This is a genomic window from Phaeodactylibacter sp. (genome assembly GCF_022763345.1).
In the GTDB taxonomy this organism is placed as follows: Bacteria; Bacteroidota; Bacteroidia; order Chitinophagales; family Saprospiraceae; genus Phaeodactylibacter.
Genome location: NZ_JALEGS010000046.1, coordinates 1 through 20,069 on the forward strand (window position 1 = coordinate 1; position 20,069 = coordinate 20,069).

The following is a 20,069-nucleotide window of genomic DNA, read 5'->3' on the forward strand; positions in this document are numbered from 1 at the left end:
AAAATACTTATTTGACCCGCCAAACGCGCATTTTTCCATTTAGTCATAACCACAACTCTTTGATTATCAACTCTCGTTTGCTCCAAACATACACTTAGAGAAAATGCCAGATGCCAGGTCACCAGTAAAGGAGTCAATAAAGCCTGATAAGCCAATTACCTTGAGACAGATATTGGCTAAGAAAGTATACCGGATAATTTATCGGGTCGAAGAAAAAGCAAAGGACGTAGTTGTAATTAGAGTAATTCATATTAAGCGAGGAGCTAAGTTCGTCAAAACAGCAATCGGCGAGATAGAATAGTCAAATTGTATAAAACATTAGGTTCACCACCAGATTTTCGATTTTCAGGGTTTTGGTAACATTTAAGGTCATTGATTGAAAACTTTGACGTAATGAAATTTAAGCCAGCGTACTTTTAGTTCGCCATTTTCGCGCTTTGTTCTATCGCATTTCAAGAGGTCATACCCTAAGAATGACAAGTAGTAGAATTGAACCAGAGCCTAAATCGAGGTTATCATAAGATACTTGATCAACCGAACGCTTAATTTCATGAGCAAATAAAAAACGCTGGTGATGAACCTACAGTAAAATGAAAAGAATAGCCATCATTGCAATCGTACTTCTGGCGGGGTGTACTCAATACGACCAGGATTCTAAATACTTAAGATGGGTCGGCGACGCTGAGTTCGACCCTGAAATGGATGCCAGCGATTTCCAGTTGTGTGGCAGTGAAAAATTGGTCCAACAGTACTTCCATTTCGGGCAGGGGCTTCAGTATGAAGGGGAGAAGACAGCGCTGCGCAAACGATTTAAAGAAGCGTACCGGCCAGTAGAAACAGCTCAAAGTGGTTGGATAAGAATCCGTTTTATTGTCAACTGCCAGGGACAGGCCGGAAGATATAGAATGATAGGCTCCGATTTAGATTACCAGGAACAAATTTTTGATGAACGGATCACCGACCAGTTATTAAAGATTGCCAAATCATTGGATGGTTGGGCCGTGCTTTCCAAAGATGGCAAGCGCCGGGATTATTACCAATATTTAATCTTTAAGATCAACAACGGAGACCTAACTGATATTTTGCCATGAGAATCCTTCTGATTTTTGTTTTAGCCGTCATGTCCTCTCTTTTAGCTGCTCAGCCAAACTGTAATGCCTATAAGTATAGCGGAGACGAATTAAAGTATACGGCTTGTAAGGCTGCTGAAAAAAGAGGGGGGCACTATCAGTTCAGCAGAGCTTACCAGGAAGCACTCGATGAGGCGCTTGCGATCGATTCTACTTTCGCTTACGCATACAGAGTTAAATCTACTGCATATCTGAAAAGCGGTGATTTTATCACCTGGAAAAAGCTAATGGACAAAGCCGTGAAATACGATCCGGAAGGGGAACTATTCTATCGGGCTTCATGCCGCTATCAGTTTTTTAGAGATTATGCGGGAGCTATAAAAGATATTGAACTGTTAGATAGCCTGATCGACTATGACATTGGGTATTCCCAAAATGGCGATTATCACCTCAATATTATCAAAGCGTTGTCTTACAAGGCCATCGGGAAACCGGATGAGTCCTTACAGATATTTGAACGACAATTGAGTGACAGCACGCATAACGTTGGTATATATGATTATTTGCATTTGGGTGTTCTTTACCTGGAAATGGGGAAATTTACATTGGCTCTGCGTGCTTTAAAGCAGCAGGCATTAGAAAATGATATCGCGGAAAACAGGTACTATACGGCTTTGGTATATAAGGCACTGGGGGACGAGAAGCGTTACCTGGAAAACATAAAACTTGCAAAAGAAAAATATGAAAATGGAGTAAAAATGTTTGACCCTTACGTCGAAAAAATGGATCAAATATTTCTAATCGACATCATAGATGCTATGAAAACCGAGGGCTTTTGAAAAGGTCTGTGGTATCCTCCAACGTGCTGTAATCTTTCGGCCCTGCGTACCCTGTAGTATTGCTGAAAAAAACATTACCCTACCTAACTTTCTAAAAAAAATCCTTAGCGATTACTCAAATTCTTTTCGGATACCCCAGTATATAGTACCCTGAATGCTTCCCATTCCGCTTCTTTCCAGGGCCAACTTCCCAGCAATAGTCGCTATCTGGTATGTCTTCTAGCATGGTATGCACATCATTGTACGAATAGGTTCTTGGATAAGAAGCCTGACCATCCCATGCATAGCATAGCGGGACGATAGGGATGAGGTAAGTGAATATGATTTGCTGCCAGGTAAGAGGCCTGACAAAGAGAGTCATGAATAAACTCATTATTACGAGAACACATAAAGAAACAGGAAGCAACATCCACCATATTACAAGCGGCATTTTGTTCTCAGCAAGTTCGAAAATCAAAAGCGGCTGCTTGCTTTCTGAAGCTGAATGAAGAATTTTTTTGGCTTTATCGGGAGGCATGTGATGAAAGCTGTTGATCATCGTTTTTAAACCCTTGGGCGACTGAGCTAGCGAAACTGCATCAACGGGAATTTCGCAATACGAAACTCTATCTTTTTTTTCATTGAATCGGCGCGCTATCGTCGGATTGGGGTACAAATCTGTGAGTAAAAGATCAAGAGGTTTTTCTGTATATGCTGCATTCAAAAATTTGACGGTCTCCGGCATAGCTCCTCCTGAGCCAGAGCCAAGATCCACAATCCTATTAAAGCTGTGTTTATTCCGGGCCTGTAAAATGAGCTCGCCAAGCACTTCCCTGGTATTCATCATTTTCATCAAAATCATAATCAAGTTAGTCACGCTATTACGAATGGAACTCGGGAGCCACTCAAAATCCTCTATTTCAAATAACTGTATCCTCTTCATCCTATTTTGTTTCGGTACTAAAAGTCAAATTAGTTAACTTAGACCAAATGTACTACTTTTTTAGACCAACTGGACTAAATGAACAAAACAAAACAAAAAATTCTCAACGTAGCACTTGACCTATACAACAGGGATGGGGTAAGTAACGTATCTATCCGGCAACTTGCAAAAGAGGTGGGGATTAGCCATAGCAATCTGATCTATCATTATCCAGCACAGGAGGATATCATTTTGGGGCTTCATGACCAATTGCTCCGGAAGGCGGTAGAACATAATAAGAAGATCAAACTTGACACATCACCCCTGACAACACTATACCGCTCCACCAAAACGGGATTCTCTGTTGTCTACGATTTCCGGTTTCTTTTTAAAGACTTGCAGTACATCTGCTCTTCATTTCCAAAGATGAGTGCAACCATTAAATCTGTTGAACGAGTGCGTTCGGAGATGTATAGAAGTGTCATAAACCAAATGGTTACCCTCAAATTGATCAGGCCTGAAGCGCACGAAAAGGAATTTGACCATTTAATTACCCTAATTAAAATATTTAGTGATCATTGGCTGGTGTCTTCTTCGATTTATGACGACTTGTCGAAAGAAGAAAGACTGGAAAAATATTCCTATCTGCTCATGTGTCATTTCCGCCCCTATTTGACTAAAAAAGGAGTGAAGGAGTTCAACTCAATGCCAATAATGGTACCCTAGTTAGTCAATATGAAAAGAGTAGGGACTACAACAAGAAACTAGACTTTTATAATTAATCCCCCTTTGCAGTAAATGCTTTGAGCACCTGCCGCCCAACCCGATCGCCGACTTCCAGCCCCACCTCATTATCCGTACGGAAATGCACGCCTCCTTCAAATCGGGACTCTGAGCACTCCCTTGCGAGCGCTGTAAACAAAGTTTCATCTCCGGGGAACAGGAACGAGAGCACTCTGGCTATGGACCCGGCAACGGTCGTATGCCCGGCAGGATAGCCCGGGAAGTTCGGCGTATCAATCAGAATAGGTTTAAAGGAAGGGTCGTACTGAAACGGGCGGATGCCCCAGTAGTGGTATTTCCCATCCCATGCCGCAATGATGGCATCGAATCGGGCGGTGTGGAAAACGGCATTCGCAAAAGCAGCTTCCAGAGGATTCAGGTTGTATTCTAAAATTTTGCGTTCGACCAACAAGTCCCATACCGGTTCGCTTTTCCACTTCCAGGCTATGGTGCTGCTTTGGTGGGCAGCGTTGAATTGCCGGAGCTCCTCCATGTCAGCAGTCCAGTCGGTGGGCGGTGGTCCGGGCCGGAACTGATCCGCTTGTTCCAAGGTGAGCGGCTTCCATTGTTTCTTCATCGGGTCCCAGGGGCTGGGGTTGCCTGACCACAGGCTATCCGCCTGAGGCACCTGCCCTTCCCAGCGGCGGTCTGTACGGTCGGTTTTGGCATACTCGATGTACTGTTGAGCTATCTTCCGGCCAATTTCCAATCCTTGTTCAATATCAAAGGGGAATACCAGCCCTGTAGCCAGTCGGGCTGATTTGAAAGCCACCAGATGGCTGTCTAACATCGCCTGTTGCTCCGGAAAGTAATATCCGATGACCTGATGCGCTGCGCCGGCTGCCGCACTCCATTCGCAAAGGGAGGAGGAATACTCCGGTTCTGCCCCAAGCTTTTTCACCCTTTGATCGTAATGGTAGGCTGCTTTACGTAAATATGCCTGTTTGTGCTTCCAAACTTCCACGGTAGCATCATAGACCGCAAGATGTAGAATGGCCACCCGGCCTCCATTTTTATGCCCTTTATGGTTCCGGCTGGCTTGCATAAGTAATTGGTGCCAGCGGTAAGCGGGATAGGCGTTGTTCCAGTACCGTACCGCCCATAAACCCTCCGCTTTCATCTGCTGCTGAGCTGCTGTGATATCTGGGATTTCCCTCTGCAGCGCTTCCTCGTGGACTGTAGGAATTGATTCCTGTAGTTCAAACTTGAAGGGCGAATATCCGGAAGCTCCCATTTGACCGTGCCCTGGGGATGGAGCAATCAGTATGGCGATTAGGCAAAATATGGGTGCGAAGAGTAGGGTAGAGCAATGAGTAGAGATGTACATGAATCGTTTTTTTTTGAGAAAGGGGATACTTCATATTAACCAATACTGGGTGGAATGGCTTAAAAGTCTTTTGGGAATTTTGGATATTTAGGATTGGAAATGGGGGGGGGTAACCACGGAACACGCGGAAAACACGGAAGTGGGGTTGGTAACCACGGAATACGGGGAAAACACGGAAATGGGGGATGGGTAACCACGGAATACGGGGAAAACACGGAAATGGGGATGGGTAACCACGGAATATGGGGAAAACACGGAAGTGGGGGATGGGTAACCACGGGATACGCAGAAAATACTGAAATTAGGGAGGTTTAAAAAATATAGAATATGGACAATCAGGAAGGATTATTGTACAAGGAAGAGAGTTACCGGATACGGGGGGCTGTGTTTGAGGTCTATAGGGAAATGGGTGCTGGTTTTTTGGAAGCGGTTTATCAAGAGTGTTTGGAAAGGGAGTTGCGTAGTCAGCAAATCCCCTTTGTTTCACAGCCTGCACTCGACCTTTTTTACAAACAGGAAAAGCTGAATACTATGTACAGGCCAGACTTGATTTGTTACGGCAAGATTATCATAGAGCTGAAAGCGGTAAAAGAAATCGCGGATGAGCATCGGGCCCAGTTGCACAACTATTTGAAGGCTACTGGTTTTCGGCTAGGGTTTTTGGTAAATTTTGGGCACTACCCCAAGGCGAGAATAGAAAGAATTATAAAATAGCATACAGCCCGAATAGCCCAGTCCTTCCATGTCCTCCGTGTATTCTTTGGTAGAAAGAAAACTCCATATCTTCCGTGTATTCCGCGTCTTCCGTGGTAAAAAAGAAACTCACCAACCTACAGTATCCCCATCACCTCCACCGCCGCCAGCAGAAAAGCACCCAGCCCAAAAGGCTTTGTATGATCAGGATCAATTTGTTTGGGGACGTGCCTGTGTACCGGAAATGTCCCACTTGGCCTGTGCGCTCAGTGCGCCTGTAAAAAGCAAAATGCTGCCCATTACCAGCAGCAGCTTCCAATCCTTGATCATAGCTTGGTTTTTGGGTAAATGAGGCTTTGCTTGTTTAGTTGTAACGGTGAAAAGGATCAGGAAGAAGACAAAATTCACGGTTGGTCTACGGGCTATTGTAAGTCTTTACTCGATCCAGCTGCAGCAGCCGGAAATCAAAGCCCTGAGTACCGGGAATATCCTTCGCGGAAAGGGCGAGCCGGTGTTGGGGTGATAGGGCGGTTGCATGCCGTTGTGCCATTTGCCGAAAGCACCGGTGGCATAGCCGGCAGCTTTGAAATACTCTGGCAGGGTCTTTTCATCAAGGTCGAGCCGCTCGCCACCGGCAGAAGTCGCGTAAACACCGCCCCGTACTGCATACCGCCCGGTAAGCATTGCCGCCCGGGTGGGCGAACAGACCGGATCAACATAAATCCGGTCGAACTGAACCCCATTTACCGCTAAGCTGTCAATAGTTGGAGTGCTGAGATTGGCATTCCCGTGCAGGCTTAAGTCACCCCAACCCTGATCACCTGCCATAATGATGATGAGATTGGGCCTCCAACATCGGGGCTAAGCAGCATGACCAGGCCATCAAAAAGAGAAAACCAGTGATTGTTCGGGACATCTTTAAAGGGTCTTTGCAAAGATTTAATATAGAAGAAAAGCCATAAAATTGAGCATTGTTCTTCCTGTATGTAATCAAAAGCAGGGGTTTAGTCGTTGGATATCTAAGACTTCTCTATAGCACTTCGTGAAGTGCAATACGTTTTGCAAATTGCACCTTATTGAAAAAATATATCAAACCAAATATCAATATGACGCTCAGAAAACTGTTTTTTCTACTTAGCGGCGTACTTCTCGGGACCGGACTGCTGGCCCAGGACCGCGCCATTGAATTCGAACAGCTCACACTGGATAACGGGTTGGATGTTATCCTGCACCAGGACAAGACTACGCCCATTGTCGCCATTGCGGTGATGTACCACGTTGGGAGCAAAAACGAAAACCCTGACCGCACCGGATTTGCCCACTTCTTTGAGCATCTTTTGTTTGAGGGCTCGGAGAACATCGAGCGCGGCCAGTTTGACAAGTACATTCAGGACGCGGGCGGTACGCTAAATGCTTACACGACCTCGGATGTCACCTGTTACTTCGAAATCCTGCCTTCCAATCAGTTGGAGCTGGGCATGTGGCTGGAATCCGAGCGCATGCTGCACGCCAAAGTAGAGGATAAGGGTATTGAAACCCAGCGGGAGGTGGTCAAGGAAGAGATGCGGCAGCGCTACGATAACCGCCCCTACGGTACGTTCCGGATGGAAGCACTGAAGCGGGCGTTCAAAAAACACCCCTATCAGTGGCCGACGATCGGCTCTATGGACCACCTGAATGCAGCAACGGAATCGGACTACGTCAACTTTTACAAAGATTTCTACGTGCCCAACAACGCTGTGCTGGTCATCGCCGGAGACTTTGAGACCAAGCAGGCCAAAAAGTGGGTAAACCAGTATTTTGGCACCATACCTGCTAAAAAAGGCAGCTTTTACCGCCCGGAAATTAAGGAGCCGGCTCTAAATGGCGAAGTGCGGGACACGGTCTACGACCAAATCCAGTTGCCGGCCGTTATCCATGCTTACCGCATTCCATCCATAACTGAAGATGATGCCTACGCCATTCAGATGCTCAACCGGCTGTTATCACAGGGGGAGAGCTCCCGTATGCGCCGTGCGCTGGTGGACGAGCAGGAAAAAGCCCTGGCGGTTTACAACTTTGCAGATGGCACAGAAGACCCAGGCTTGTCCATGACCTTTGCGATAGCGAGCGCCGGCACAGATGCCAAAGACCTGGAAGCAGCCATGGATGCTGAAACAGCGAAGGTCCGGGAGGAACTGATTTCAGAGCAGGAATACCAAAAGCTGCAGAATCAAATCGAAGCCAGCTTCTTTACTGATAATGCCTCCATGTTTGGCATCGCTAATAGCCTGGCTACCTATCATACCATTTATGATGATGCCAACCTGATCAACACCGAGCTGGAGAAATACAAGGCCGTTACCCGGGAAGACCTGCAGCGGGTCGCACAACAGTACCTGGTGCCTGATAACCGGGTGGCGCTGTACTACTTGCCTAAGCCTGCTCAGCCGTAAGCAGACTCCAAAACCTAATTTTTAAGCAAAAACCTGAATCAAGATATGAATTTCAAATCCCTATTATACCTCGTTGTCGCGCTATTGGCCACGACCGCTCTGCAGGCGCAAGACGAAGATTTTCGTAAGAAAGCACCGGAAGGCGGCCCACCGCCCCGCATTGAGTTTGGCGAATACCAGCAATTTAAGCTCGACAACGGCTTGGAAGTTATTGTAGTGGAAAACCATAAATTGCCCAAGGTGACTTTCCAACTCCTGGTCGACGTGCCCCCAAAAGCTGAGGGTGATAAGGTGGGCATGGCAGGCATGGCCGGCGAAATGCTGAGCCGCGGCACAGAAAACCGTACCAAAAATGAAATCGATGAAGCCGTTGACTTCATGGGCGCAAGCCTCTCCACAAGCAGCGGCGGTGCCTATGCCACAGCGCTGAGCAAACATAAGGAAACCCTCATTGAGCTGATGGCTGATGCCGTGCTCAACCCAAGTTTCCCGGAAGAAGAATTTGAAAAACTGCTGCAGCAGCAGCTTTCCGCTCTGGCGCTTCAGGCTTCAGACCCCAGCTATATTTCTTCCACCGTCTCTGATGTGCTGACCTACGGCGAAGACCATCCCTACGGCGAAATAGAAACGAAGGAATCACTGGAGAATATTAAGCTGGAGGACCTGAAGGAATACTATAACAAAAACTTCAAGCCGAACGTCAGCTACCTGGCTTTCATTGGTGACATCGAAGTAGACGAAGCCCGCAGCTTGGCAGAAAAGTACTTTGGGGACTGGGAAAAAGGGAACGTGGCCCGCGAGTTTTACCCCCGCCCGAAGGCGCCCGAAGCTGCACAGGTGGCTTTGGTGAACAAAGACGGCGCAACCCAGTCCATCCTCAATATCACTTACCCGGTCAACCTGAAGCCCGGCTCGGATGATGCGATTGTAGCCAACGTATTGAACACCATCCTCGGCGGTGGGCTCTTGTCCAGCCGCTTGAACCAAAATATTCGTGAAGACAAAGGCTATTCTTACGGCGTCCGGTCTACCCTTCAGTACGACAAAGTCATTGGTTACTTCGCCGCAGGTGGCAATGTCAGAAATGAGGTGACCGACAGCGCAGTAGTGGAAATGCTGGGCGAGCTGAAGCGCCTTCGCACCGAGCCTGTTTCGGAAAAAGAACTGAACAGTGTAAAGAGCTTTATCTTCGGTAGTTTCGCCCGGAGTACAGAGCGCCCGGAAACAGTTGCCCGCTTTGCCCTGAATATTGCCCGGTACAAATTGCCGAAGGACTATTATGCGACCTACCTGGAACAGGTTGAAGCCGTAACGCCGGAGCGCATTCAGGAAGCTGCACAGAAGTACTTGCTGCCAGACCAGGCCTATATCGTTGTGGTGGGCAATGCCGGTGAAGTGGCAGAACCCCTGGAGCGCGTAGCTCCCGTGATGATGTACGACAAGCAGGGGCGCCCACTTGACAAAGCTGGCCTGACCGTTCCGGAAGGGCTGACCGCTATGGATGTGATTGAAAACTATATTGAAGCGATCGGTGGCCGTGAAAAGCTCGAAAGTGTGGAAGATATGAGCATGACCATGGGGGCTACCATCCAAGGCATGGCATTGACCATGAAAATGAAGCAGAAAGCAACTGGCAAAATGGCCATGACCGTGGAGATGAATGGCTCTGTGGTGAACGAAACCCGCTACGATGGCGAAAAAGCTATGGTGAGCGCCATGGGTCAGAAGCAAGTCCTGGAAGGCGAAGACGCTGATGCTTTCAAATCGCAGGCGATGATCCACCCGGAACTGTCTTATGACAAAAAAGACTATGAGCTTAAGCTTACCGGTGCTGAAAAAGTGAACGGCGAGCCAGCTTATAAAATTGAAATCACCAGCCCTGATGGAAGCAAGAGTACCGAGTATTTCGGCATCGAAAGCGGACTGAAGCTGAAAGCTGTGACCGTACAGGATGGCCCTCAGGGCTCGGTTACCGTCACCAACAGCTTTAGTGATTATCAGGAAGTGGATGGGATGATGGTCCCGTTCCAGACCGAAACAGAAGGTATGGCACCGGTACCCCTGACGATGAAAGTGGAGGAGGTGCAAATCAATACCGGTCTTGAAGACGCAATCTTCGTGGTAGAAAAAGAATAGCTTGCTTCTTTTTGAGACGGCATAACCCTGGTTGCCCGCTCTGTGGCAGTCAGGGTTATTTTTATTGTAACCAACCACAAAACCTGCATTCTGATAAAGAAGCGGTATTAATCCCAGGCTGGTACTTTGTGGCAGTAGCCAATTGTCGTATTATTGCCGCAAAGTGCAAAAACAGCAATAATGATTCAGGTCTACGTCACCGGCGGTACTTTCGACAAGGAGTACAACTACATATCAGGGAGCCTTTTTTTTCGGGATACCCATCTGCCAAGCATGTTTGAGCGAGGCCGGTGCACGCTGGAAGTCAATGTTAAAACCCTGATGATGGTGGATAGCATGGATATGATGGAAGAGGACCGGGAAATTATTGCGTACAATTGTCAGCGGTGCCCTTACGATAAAATCCTCATCACACACGGTACCGATAAGCTCGTTGAAACAGCACAATTCCTGGCCAGGCGAAATATTGAGGATAAGACCATCGTACTTACCGGGGCAATGATTCCCTATGCTTTCGGGACCTCTTCGGATGGCTTTTTCAACCTGGGCAGTGCGCTGGCGTTCGTGCAAACGCTGCAGCCAGGCGTTTATGTCTCCATGAACGGGCGTTATTTCCACTGGGATAATGTGGTGAAGAACAAAAAGACTGGTTTTTTTGAGGAACTAAACAACTAGCGAATGGAATATTTGGGCTTGCTGATGGAACTGATTTTCCTGGTCTTTGGGGTCTACCTGTACCTGTTTAGCATAGGCCGGGTACAAGCCGGTGACCCGGAATCCAGAAAAAAGGCAGAGGCCTTCCGGCAGCGTAATGCCGGGTGGATGCGCATAGGTGCACTTGCCATCATCGCTATTATGGTGGTTAATCTATACCTGCATTTTGTGCAGCTGAGTGGCAAATGAGTGAAAAATTAGGTTTGTTGCGGGATGGGTTTGCCCGTATATAGCCTTCTATCGTCAGCATAATTTCTTAATATTGCAATGAAAAAAGTATAATTTGTCAGCGCTCAGGAGCCGTTGGTGATTATACCCAAAACAAAATCCTGAAAATCACATCACACCTTCAATATGAAAAAAACAACGCTGATCCTACTAAGCCTTTTTTGCTTCGGGGCTTACTCAACACTATGGGCTCAAGATGATACTTCTGATTTTTACGATACTGGTACGATTCAGGAAATCAAAATCAGGTTTGAGCAGGAAAACTGGCGCTATGTACTGGACTCCCTGCGCTTTAACGGTGATGGGCTGCTTTTCGGCACCGTGGAAATCAACGGCCAGAAGTTTGATGATATTGGGGTGCGTTACCGCGAAAGCCGCTCCTTTCAGCCGGGCAATAAGCGCAATAGCCTGTATTTGAAGCTCAACTACATCGATAAGGAACAAAACTACCAGGGGCGCGGCACGGTCAAACTCTCCAGTGCGCTGCGTGATCCGAGTATGGTACGCGAGGTGTTTGGGTACGAAATTGCCCGCCGCTATATGCCTGCCCCCCTTGCCAACTATGCGCGTGTGATGGTCAATGGCGAATACTATGGCTTATTTGTGAATGTGGAGCCCATCGACGATGCCTTCCTGAAGCGCAACTACGGTACGGATGAGGGGACGTTCATCCGCTGTGCGCCTAACCTTGTGGAAAATGAGCCCAGCGGTTGCAAGGCAGACGTGTTCGGCAGCCTGCAGTTTGACGAAAGCGCCAAGTGCTACCTCCACAACTTCCAGCTGCTTTCTGAAAGTGGCTGGGACGACCTCATTGAGCTGACCTACCTGCTCAACAAAAAGCCGGATGAAGTGCACCGCGTCCTCAATGTGGATCAGGCCCTGTGGATGCTGGCGTACAACAACGTACTGGCCAATCTCAGCAGCTACACCGGGCGCTACAGCGAAAATTATTACCTCTACCGGGACAATCAGGGGAAGTTCAACCCCATCGTGTTTGATCTCAACCTTTGCTTTGGCAGCTACAAGAATACGGGCGTAGGCTCTGACCTTAAGCTCAAGGATTTACAGGAAATGGACCCGCTGCTGCATGTCAACAACGCAGAAAAGCCACTCATCAGCCAGCTGCTTAAGGATGAGCACTACAAGAAAATGTACCTGGACCACATCCGCACCATCGTGAATGAGGTCTTCCGTAAGGATCAGTACCTGGAGCGGGTGAAGGAGCTACAGGCCCTCATCCGTGAGGATTTTCAGGCAGATGAGAACCGCTATTACGCCATGGAGGACTTCGACAACAGCCTTACCGAGACCATTGGTAAGCGCAGCCGTATCCCCGGGCTGCAGGAGCTCATGACACCGCGTACGGACTTCCTAAAGCAGGATGTAGTGCTGGCGGTTATACCACCCAATATCGGTGACGTAACGGTGAGTTCACGAGAGCAATTCTCCGCCGAGCGGGTCAGGGAGTTCAAGATTCAGGCTAAAGTTGAGAAGTTCCCTACTGAAGTAGCCTTATTTTATCGGCACGACAATACCAAGCCCTTTAAGCGGGTAGAAATGGCCGATGATGGCCGGCATAACGATGGTGAAGCGGAAGATGGCGTCTTCGGTGCAATTGTCAAACCGGAGGGGGGCGCGACGCAGATTGAGTACTACATCTACGCTGAGAACGCCCGCGCTGCCAGTTTCAGCCCGTCGCGTTATATGTTCGAACAGCATACGGCTACTCTGGAAGAACTGAATAACTAGGAAAACAAATAATTTGGTGCATGCCTGTAGGTTTTGCCGCCAGAATTCCTGAATTTGCGAAGCAAGCAGCTAATGTTTGCTTCGCAATTTTCTTTTGATAGGGTTCAATTGACCAAACCTATGCAACGACTTTTCTTGTTCTTTTTGTTGGCTTCGGTATTGTCCCTCCCGGCTATCGGGCAGGATACCGAAATTGATATTTACAACCCCGACTCCATCCGGGAAGTCCGTATCTACTTCGAGGAAGAAAACTGGGACGATATTCTGGACTCCCTAAAGCAAGCCGGCCTTGATCAGCGGCTGATCGCAACGGTGAAGTTTGCAGGAGAAACCTACGAAGGAGCGGGGGTCCGATACAAAGGCAACAGCTCTTACTTTAACGTCCGGAAAAACGACTACGCCAAGTTGCCATTCAACATCGACGTGAATGAGACGCATAAAGACCACAAGATGCCAGGCGGCTACGATAAGCTCAAACTGAGCAACGTTTTCAGGGACCCTTCTTTCCTCCGGGAAGCGCTTTCCTATAAAATAGCCAACCGTTACATGGTCTCTCCGAGGGCCAATTTCGTCCGCGTCTTTATAAACGATGAGTACTTCGGGCTATACAATAATACAGAGTCCATCGATGAAGAGTTGCTGGAACGCTTCTTTGGCGGTGATTACGAAGACGAGACTGGTGTGCTCTTCAAGTGCGACCCGGTTTGGAGCTATGAAGCGCCCGAAGGCTGTGCAAAAGGGGAGAAGTCTTCCCTGGAATACCTTGGCCCCGATCCGGATTGCTACAAAGGCAACTATGAAATGAAGTCGGATTCCGGATGGGCGCAACTGGTAGCACTGACAGATATACTGAATAACCACCCTGATAAAATCGACTCCGTACTCGCCGTGGATGAAGCACTCTGGATGCTGGCGTTCAATATCACGCTGGTTAACCTGGACAGCTATACCGGGCGTTTTTGCCACAACTATTATTTGTATCAGGATGAAGACGGTGTCTTTCATCCCATTATCTGGGACCTCAACCTGTCGTTTGGCGGCTTCCGCTACGACGGGCTGGGTAAGCCATTGGGACTGGAGGATATGCAGACCCTAAGTCCGTTTATCCATTACAAGCAAAAGAACAAGAAGCGGCCTCTGATTACGGAGTTACTGGGCAACGACCTGTACCGCAAAATGTATGCTGCCCATATCCGGACCATCGTTCAGGATTTCTTCGCTGACAGCACTTACCTGTACGAAGGCATGCGCATGCAGGAACGGATCCGCCCCTTCGTGGAAGCAGACTCCAATAAGCTCTACGATGCCAAAGCTTTCGAGAAAAACCTTTACGAATCAGCTCGGGCCAATAAAGTCAATATTGTGGGGATCACAGAGCTCATGGAGCCCCGGGCTGAGTATTTGCAAAACCACCCTTTGGTTGGTCATGAGCCCCCAAAAATTGATACCATTGAATATATCGATGTAGGCGGAGAGGCGATTTTTGCCGCTCGTTTGGAAGGGGCAACTCGAGCCTGGCTGTTTTATAGAAACGGTACCCGGGGCAACTTCAGGGCGGTTGAAATGTTAGACGATGGTGCGAGCGGGGATGAAATGGCAGAGGACCAGGTTTTCGGCGTCATTGTCCCGCATAAGGACAAGGAGCAACCCATTCAGTACTTTGTGGTGGCCGAAAACGACCGGACGGCTGCCCTTTCGCCTGAGCGCGCTTCATTCGAATACCATACAACGGCTACCACAGATGCCTCTGATTAAAGAATCGACCTATAAGCGAGCACCCCGTTATCAGTTCAACGGGCACCTTCAGACCGTACTCCCTGCCATTTTACGCAAGGTGCAGACCACCTATGAGCGGGAGCGCCTGACCCTGTCAGATGGCGATTTTGTAGACCTGGACTGGGTAGACAACCGCAGCCGCAATTTAGTGCTCCTGTCCCACGGGCTGGAAGGCAACAGCGAACGCCACTACATGATGGGCATGGCCAATCGCTTTTCGGAGGCAGGCTGGGATGTGCTGGCCTGGAACTGCCGCTCCTGCTCCGGAGAGATGAACCGGCGCTTCCGGCTTTACAACCACGGTGAGATTGGGGATATTGGCGAAGTAATCGGACATGCGCTCCAAACCAAAGACTACGAAAAAGTACTGCTCATTGGCTTCAGCATGGGAGGGAGCATTCTTATGAAATACCTTGGCGTTCAGGGGAAAGCAGTTCCGGAAGCCGTAATTGGCGGGATTGCCTTTTCTTCCCCCTGTGACCTTAAAGCCAGCGTAGATGCTTTGGAATTGCCCGGGAACGGCTTTTACAAGCGCCGCTTCTTCAAAAGCCTGAGTAAAAAAGTGGCCGATAAAGCAGCAGATTTCCCCGGTCGCCTGGATTTGTCAAAACTAGGCGAAGTCGGGCATTGGCGCGACTTTGACGAGCACTATTCCGCACCCCTAGGCGGCTACAAAGACGCAGCAGATTTCTACCGGCAGGCTTCCGCCAAAAACTTCATGGGCGGTACCGACCGTCCCATCTTGCTGGTCAATGCCGATAATGATCCGATTTTGCCACCTGCCTGCTCACCGGTAGAGCTTTGCAAAGACCACCCCAAGCTCTTCCTGGAGCGACCGAGTAGTGGCGGCCATGTTGGGTTTACGCTGCCCCGGAAACCTTATGCCTGGTCTGAGTACCGGGCGATACAGTTCCTGGAAGATTACTTAAACTAACGGGGAGCTAAATTTCAGTTATTTCTTTCAGGTCAATGACCGGGAGTTCTCTATCTTGCGCAAAAAATTGGGATGAACACCCTCGAAAATATAGCTTCTGCATTTCGTGATAAATTCTCTTCACAGCCTCTCCTGGTGCAGGGCTGCGGGCGCATCAATATCATTGGTGAGCATACCGACTACAACGAAGGCTTCGTGCTGCCCGCTTCAATCAATAAATACATTTACTTTGCCATTGCCGAGAACGGAACCAACGAGTGCCATTTTCATGCCCTCGATATCAACGATTCCTATCAGTTTTCGCTAGACAACATTAAAAAATCCGACAAAGGCTGGGCAAATTACCTCATGGGCATCTTGGATCAGCTTCAGCAGGAAGACATCTTGCTGGAAGGCGTGGACGTCGTCTTTGGCGGCGATCTCCCCATTGGCTCCGGCATGAGCTCCTCCGCAGCGCTTGAAGCCGGTTTCGCATTAGGCATTTGCAGCCTTTTCAATCTTCAGAAAAGCCGTCAGGAACTGGCACAGCTGGCCCACCGGTCTTCGAACAATTTCCTTGGCATTCCTTCCGGCATTATGGATCAGTTTGCCAGCTTGCTGGGGCAACGCGGGCAGGCCATTAAGCTGGATTGCCGCTCCCTGCAGTATGAGTATGTACAACTGGACCTCAAGGATTATGAATTGCTGCTCATTAATACGGGCGTATCACATGCGCTGGCCAATTCTGCTTACAAAGACCGGGTACGCGAGTGCCGCGAAGGGGCGGAAGCCGTAGCCCAAAAGTTTGAAGGCATTCAATCCCTGCGCGATGTGTCTCTCGAACAGCTGGAGGCCTGCCGGGAAGACCTTACGGCAGTCGTTTACCAGCGCTGCCGTTACGTCATCGAGGAAAACGAACGCTTGCATCAGGCGCTGCACCTGCTGACCAACGGTGAAATGGAAGCCCTTGGCGAGCTGTTGCTCCGCACCCACGAAGGATTGAGTAAAGCGTATGAGGTCAGTTGCCGCGAGCTCGACTTTCTGGTGGAACTTGCCAAAGGCCACGAAGGCGTTGCCGGAGCCCGCATGATGGGCGGAGGCTTTGGTGGCTGTACCTTAAACCTGGTGAAAAAATCAGCCAAAGAGGACTTCCTGAAGTATGTCAAAAAGGAATACTACCGGGCCTTTTCCATACAGGCGGAGCACTACGAGCTTGAAATTGTGGATGGCACCGATATCGTCAGAGGTTAAAAGCTATGAGCTCAAAAACAGACATTTTACAGTCGGCCTACGACCCGGAGAATTTTAGGGCCATGGGGCATGAGCTGATTGATATGCTCGCCGATCACTTGAAATCCGTTCAGGGCCGGGAGAAGCAAGCCATTGCTTATTTGCCTCCTGGAGAACAAGCCACTTACTGGCAGGATGATCTGATCAACGGTTCGGGCAGCCCCATTTCTTTTTTTCAGGAAATTTTATCACGCAGCGTGCAGGTACAGCACCCTCGGTATATGGGGCATCAGGTTTGCCCGCCGGCTCCGCTTGCTGCCCTGAGCAGCTTATTGGATGGCCTGCTCAACAATGGGATGGCCGTTTACGAAATGGGTATGTCTGCTACCGCTGTTGAGCAACAGGTGATAGCCGCTGTGTCCGAAAGAATGGGCTTTGGCCCAAATGCCGGTGGCGTGCTGACTTCAGGGGGCACTTTGGCTAACCTAACTGCACTGCTTGCTGCCAGAGCAGTGAAAAGCAAACGGGCAATATGGACGGAGGGTGGTCATAAAACGCGTCTTGCCCTCATGGTGTCAGAAGAAGCGCATTATTGCGTAGACCGGGCTGTTCGGATAATGGGCTGGGGCGAAGCGGGCATCATCAAAATCCCTGTGGACGGCCACTACCGGATGCGGTACGAATGCCTGCCTGAGTACCTGGCGCAGGCCAAAGAAGAGGGGCTGGAAGTTATCGCCGTTGTAGGCAGCGCCTGTTCCACTTCCACTGGTTCTTTCGACAACCTGAATGCACTGGCTGATTTTTGCGAGGCGGAAGGGCTGTGGCTGCATGTCGATGGGGCACACGGTGCGGCACTATCGCTTTCGCCCCGGTACAGGCCTGTTGTGGACGGATTGGAACGCGCCGATTCCGTGGCCATGGACTTTCACAAAATGCTGCTTACGCCAGTCCTTGCTACAGCTTTGATTTTTAGAAACGGGTCGGACAGCTACCGGACATTTAGTCAGCGGGCACAATACCTCTGGTCCGGACAAACCAAACAGGAATGGTACAATTTGGCCAAGCGCACCTTCGAGTGCACCAAGCTGATGATGGGCATGAAGGTGTATGCTTTGCTGCGGACCTACGGTTTTGAATTGTGGGAAGCTTACCTGGACAAAGTCATGCAAAATGGCGCCCTGTTTGCGAGCCTGGTCCGCGCCCATCCTGACTTCGAACTGGCGGTTGACCCGGCTTGCAATATTGTTTGTTTTCGCTACGTGAAGCCTGGCGTAGACCTTGATGGCTTAAACGCTCGTATCCGGCAGTTCCTGCTGGAAGATGGCCGCTTTTACATTGTGCAGACCCAGCTCAAAACCGGGCTTTTTCTTCGGGTCACCCTTACCAATCCACACACGGGCAGGGAAGATATAGAAGCCTTGCTGACGCTGATTGCCAGCAAGGCTTCGGAATTAGGGTGACCAACCGTTGCTTGCGGGGCTAGCTCCTTTAGGCCTGTTTAGAAAGTCGGATGAGCAGGCTTATTGCCCAGGACTTCTTCAATGCTGTTTAGAATCTCCTCATTGAGTTGAGGGACAAGCTCCAGCGCATCAATATTCTCTTCCAGGTGGTTGACTTTTGAGCCACCGAGGATTACAGTGCTTACATTAGGGTTGGTCAGGCACCAGGCAATAGCGAGTTTAGGCATAGAGGTGCCCAGGTCATTAGCAATTTTGCTAAGATTCCGGACTTTTTCGAGACGCTCTTCCGTAAGGCTAAGATCTTTGAGCCACTCAAGGCCTTCCATGCCCAATCGGGTGCCTTCTGGAAATTTATCCAGATACTTGCCAGTCAAGACACCGGAAGCCAGTGGTGACCAGATAGTGGTGCCCAGCCCAACGGTTTTATAAATTTGACTGAACTCCACTTCTACTTTTTCCCGGTGAAACATATTGTACTGCGGCTGCTCCATCGTAGGGCCTATAAGGTTGAGGCGCTGCGCTGCCATGTGGGCTTCCATGATTTCCTGAGCAGACCACTCGGAGGTACCCCAGTACAGTATTTTTCCCTGCTGGATGAGGTGGTTCATAGCCCATACAGTTTCCTCAATGGGTGTGTTTTTATCCGGGCGGTGGCAGAAAAACAGGTCGAGGTAGTCGACTTGTAACCGCTTCAGGGCGGCATGGCAGGCTTCGAAGATGTGCTTGCGGCTGAGCCCGGTCTGATTGGGCTTTTGGCCACCGTCTCCGAAGAATACTTTGCTGGAGACCACGTAGGAGCTGCGGTCCCAGTTCTGCTTAGCGAGGATGTTGCCCATCACAATTTCGGACTTGCCCCGGGCGTAAGCCTCTGCATTATCGAAGAAGTTAACGCCCCTTTCGTAAGCCGCTACCATGAGCGATTCTGCTGTCTCATCACTGATTTGTTTGCCAAATGTCAGCCAGGAGCCCAGCGAAAGTGCGCTCACCTGTAGTCCGGACCGGCCGAGCCGGCGGTATTGCATTTCCATAGATTGAATTTGGTTGGTTATTCTTCCAAAGCAACCCGTGCCGGAAAGAGATTGTTTAGAGCAGTGCTGCTTAAAACTTCACAGCGGTTCTCACCCCAACGGAGTAGAGATTGCGGTTGTACTGTTCAAGTGGATCGTTGAGCAGCCCGCTGAGCCAAAACTGGAAGGTTGGCTGTATCATAGTGGTGAAACCGTTGAAATGGTGCTCCCAGCCCAGCCCGGAAATGAAGCTATAGCCCAACCCGGAGAAGTTATCGCCCTCGGGCTCTTGCGTTATCCGTTCTGAAATGTCATCAGTGTAGTATGTGATGCGCTCCCGGTTCGCAATATTGACAGCCATGGAAATTCCCATGGAAAATAGAAAGTCGTTTTTGTCATTAAGCGTTTGGTAGAAGAGGAGTTCAGCCGGGATCTCTATAAAGTAGTGGACGTAGTTGGTGCGTTGATCTTCGGCACCGTCAGGTATATCATCGCGCAGGTCGACTTCCGTACGCCGGGTTTGGTAGCCGCTTTCCACAAAATAGGCGCCGGTTTTGAAGGCAATGCGTTCGTTGCGCCACTGTGCCATTAAGCCCGCAGAATAGGAAAACCGGGATACTTCGAGGTTCTCCAGGCGTTGGGTTTCAGCCGGATCTACGTCATTGAGTTGGGCAACCAGCCTGCGGTGGCTGATATTTGGGAACAGCTCGACACCGACTTTAAGTTCTGACTGTGCAATAAGGCTGCCGGCCAGGCAGCATGCGGCAAGAAGCAATCCGGTTTTCTGCATAAACAACTTTTATGGAAA

The 20,069-nt window shown here is 49.3% G+C and carries 17 protein-coding genes and 1 pseudogene; 13 read left to right on the plus strand and 5 right to left on the minus strand.

The window, feature by feature from the left end; translation table 11 throughout:
* Positions 1-590: 590 nt before the first annotated feature.
* Together MRY86_RS11785 and MRY86_RS11790 are read left to right on the plus strand one after the other, a co-directional pair.
* A complete protein-coding gene (locus tag MRY86_RS11785) occupies positions 591-1,091 on the plus strand; it encodes a hypothetical protein (RefSeq protein ID WP_293571484.1) in 501 nt (166 codons plus the stop codon).
* The gene (locus MRY86_RS11790; protein ID WP_293571486.1) at positions 1,088-1,909 is read left to right on the plus strand and encodes a hypothetical protein; all 822 of its coding nucleotides are present in this window, start codon (positions 1,088-1,090) and stop codon (positions 1,907-1,909) included. The genes MRY86_RS11785 and MRY86_RS11790 overlap by 4 nt, the downstream gene beginning before the upstream one ends.
* Positions 1,910-2,024: 115 nt before the next feature.
* Here the strand turns inward: MRY86_RS11790 and MRY86_RS11795 are convergent, their stop codons facing one another.
* Positions 2,025-2,831, minus strand: coding sequence for a hypothetical protein (locus MRY86_RS11795; RefSeq protein WP_293571487.1), 807 nt, complete (start codon positions 2,829-2,831; stop codon positions 2,025-2,027).
* Positions 2,832-2,909: 78 nt separating this feature from the next.
* Between MRY86_RS11795 and MRY86_RS11800 the strand changes: the two genes are divergently transcribed.
* Positions 2,910-3,536: a TetR/AcrR family transcriptional regulator gene (locus MRY86_RS11800; protein WP_293571489.1), complete on the plus strand. Its 627-nt coding sequence runs from the start codon at positions 2,910-2,912 to the stop codon at positions 3,534-3,536.
* Between the two features lie 52 nt (positions 3,537-3,588).
* Here MRY86_RS11800 and MRY86_RS11805 read toward each other — a convergent pair whose 3' ends face one another.
* Positions 3,589-4,920, minus strand: coding sequence for a phosphatase PAP2 family protein (locus MRY86_RS11805; RefSeq protein WP_293571491.1), 1,332 nt, complete (start codon positions 4,918-4,920; stop codon positions 3,589-3,591).
* A 327-nt stretch (positions 4,921-5,247) separates the two neighbouring features.
* Here MRY86_RS11805 and MRY86_RS11810 point away from each other — a divergent pair, with 327 nt between their 5' ends.
* Positions 5,248-5,634 carry a GxxExxY protein gene (locus tag MRY86_RS11810; protein ID WP_293571493.1) on the plus strand — a complete coding sequence of 129 codons (387 nt, stop codon included), beginning with the start codon at positions 5,248-5,250 and terminating at the stop codon, positions 5,632-5,634.
* Positions 5,635-6,126: 492 nt separating this feature from the next.
* On the opposite strand, the pseudogene MRY86_RS11815 reads toward MRY86_RS11810, so the two are convergent.
* A pseudogene (locus tag MRY86_RS11815) lies at positions 6,127-6,459 on the minus strand (sulfatase-like hydrolase/transferase); the annotation flags it as partial.
* 260 nt (positions 6,460-6,719) lie between these two features.
* Here MRY86_RS11815 and MRY86_RS11820 point away from each other — a divergent pair.
* The 9 genes from MRY86_RS11820 to MRY86_RS11860 all read left to right on the plus strand — a co-directional run bounded on the left by MRY86_RS11820 (position 6,720) and on the right by MRY86_RS11860 (position 18,254).
* Entirely contained in the window at positions 6,720-8,048 is a 1,329-nt protein-coding gene (locus MRY86_RS11820; RefSeq protein ID WP_293569263.1) for a pitrilysin family protein, read from the plus strand.
* A gap of 45 nt (positions 8,049-8,093) precedes the next feature.
* Positions 8,094-10,184 (plus strand): insulinase family protein, encoded by a 2,091-nt coding sequence (locus tag MRY86_RS11825; RefSeq protein WP_293571495.1) that lies wholly within the window; start codon positions 8,094-8,096, stop codon positions 10,182-10,184.
* A gap of 180 nt (positions 10,185-10,364) precedes the next feature.
* On the plus strand, positions 10,365-10,859 hold the full coding sequence (locus tag MRY86_RS11830; RefSeq protein ID WP_293563668.1) for an asparaginase domain-containing protein: 495 nt from the start codon (positions 10,365-10,367) through the stop codon (positions 10,857-10,859).
* A 3-nt stretch (positions 10,860-10,862) separates the two neighbouring features.
* Positions 10,863-11,087 (plus strand): hypothetical protein, encoded by a 225-nt coding sequence (locus MRY86_RS11835; protein ID WP_293563666.1) that lies wholly within the window; start codon positions 10,863-10,865, stop codon positions 11,085-11,087.
* Positions 11,088-11,252: 165 nt separating this feature from the next.
* Entirely contained in the window at positions 11,253-12,875 is a 1,623-nt protein-coding gene (locus tag MRY86_RS11840) for a CotH kinase family protein (RefSeq protein ID WP_293563664.1), read from the plus strand.
* Between the two features lie 120 nt (positions 12,876-12,995).
* Positions 12,996-14,630 carry a CotH kinase family protein gene (locus MRY86_RS11845; protein ID WP_293571497.1) on the plus strand — a complete coding sequence of 545 codons (1,635 nt, stop codon included), beginning with the start codon at positions 12,996-12,998 and terminating at the stop codon, positions 14,628-14,630.
* Positions 14,617-15,585 carry an alpha/beta fold hydrolase gene (locus MRY86_RS11850; protein ID WP_293565663.1) on the plus strand — a complete coding sequence of 323 codons (969 nt, stop codon included), beginning with the start codon at positions 14,617-14,619 and terminating at the stop codon, positions 15,583-15,585. The genes MRY86_RS11845 and MRY86_RS11850 overlap by 14 nt, the downstream gene beginning before the upstream one ends.
* Before the next feature lie 72 nt (positions 15,586-15,657).
* Positions 15,658-16,815 (plus strand): galactokinase, encoded by a 1,158-nt coding sequence (gene galK / locus MRY86_RS11855; protein WP_293565665.1) that lies wholly within the window; start codon positions 15,658-15,660, stop codon positions 16,813-16,815.
* A 5-nt stretch (positions 16,816-16,820) separates the two neighbouring features.
* Complete coding sequence (locus MRY86_RS11860; RefSeq protein ID WP_293565667.1) at positions 16,821-18,254, plus strand: pyridoxal-dependent decarboxylase; 1,434 nt, start codon at positions 16,821-16,823, stop codon at positions 18,252-18,254.
* Between the two features lie 38 nt (positions 18,255-18,292).
* Here the strand turns inward: MRY86_RS11860 and MRY86_RS11865 are convergent, their stop codons facing one another.
* A complete protein-coding gene (locus tag MRY86_RS11865) occupies positions 18,293-19,276 on the minus strand; it encodes an aldo/keto reductase (protein WP_363325391.1) in 984 nt (327 codons plus the stop codon).
* A gap of 76 nt (positions 19,277-19,352) precedes the next feature.
* Positions 19,353-20,051, minus strand: a complete 699-nt coding sequence (locus MRY86_RS11870; RefSeq protein WP_293565671.1) for an outer membrane beta-barrel protein — start codon at positions 20,049-20,051, stop codon at positions 19,353-19,355.
* Positions 20,052-20,069 lie beyond the last annotated feature (18 nt).

Coding starts and splice junctions, on each gene's coding strand:
- MRY86_RS11800 (WP_293571489.1), top strand. CDS start 2,910: ATGAACAAAACAAAACAAAAAATTCTCAACGTAGCACTTGACCTATAC.
- MRY86_RS11865 (WP_363325391.1), bottom strand. CDS start 19,276: ATGCAATACCGCCGGCTCGGCCGGTCCGGACTACAGGTGAGCGCACTT.
- MRY86_RS11795 (WP_293571487.1), bottom strand. CDS start 2,831: ATGAAGAGGATACAGTTATTTGAAATAGAGGATTTTGAGTGGCTCCCG.
- MRY86_RS11845 (WP_293571497.1), top strand. CDS start 12,996: ATGCAACGACTTTTCTTGTTCTTTTTGTTGGCTTCGGTATTGTCCCTC.
- MRY86_RS11825 (WP_293571495.1), top strand. CDS start 8,094: ATGAATTTCAAATCCCTATTATACCTCGTTGTCGCGCTATTGGCCACG.
- MRY86_RS11830 (WP_293563668.1), top strand. CDS start 10,365: ATGATTCAGGTCTACGTCACCGGCGGTACTTTCGACAAGGAGTACAAC.
- MRY86_RS11810 (WP_293571493.1), top strand. CDS start 5,248: ATGGACAATCAGGAAGGATTATTGTACAAGGAAGAGAGTTACCGGATA.
- MRY86_RS11785 (WP_293571484.1), top strand. CDS start 591: ATGAAAAGAATAGCCATCATTGCAATCGTACTTCTGGCGGGGTGTACT.
- MRY86_RS11790 (WP_293571486.1), top strand. CDS start 1,088: ATGAGAATCCTTCTGATTTTTGTTTTAGCCGTCATGTCCTCTCTTTTA.
- galK (WP_293565665.1), top strand. CDS start 15,658: ATGAACACCCTCGAAAATATAGCTTCTGCATTTCGTGATAAATTCTCT.
- MRY86_RS11835 (WP_293563666.1), top strand. CDS start 10,863: ATGGAATATTTGGGCTTGCTGATGGAACTGATTTTCCTGGTCTTTGGG.
- MRY86_RS11840 (WP_293563664.1), top strand. CDS start 11,253: ATGAAAAAAACAACGCTGATCCTACTAAGCCTTTTTTGCTTCGGGGCT.
- MRY86_RS11860 (WP_293565667.1), top strand. CDS start 16,821: ATGAGCTCAAAAACAGACATTTTACAGTCGGCCTACGACCCGGAGAAT.
- MRY86_RS11870 (WP_293565671.1), bottom strand. CDS start 20,051: ATGCAGAAAACCGGATTGCTTCTTGCCGCATGCTGCCTGGCCGGCAGC.
- MRY86_RS11850 (WP_293565663.1), top strand. CDS start 14,617: ATGCCTCTGATTAAAGAATCGACCTATAAGCGAGCACCCCGTTATCAG.
- MRY86_RS11805 (WP_293571491.1), bottom strand. CDS start 4,920: ATGTACATCTCTACTCATTGCTCTACCCTACTCTTCGCACCCATATTT.
- MRY86_RS11820 (WP_293569263.1), top strand. CDS start 6,720: ATGACGCTCAGAAAACTGTTTTTTCTACTTAGCGGCGTACTTCTCGGG.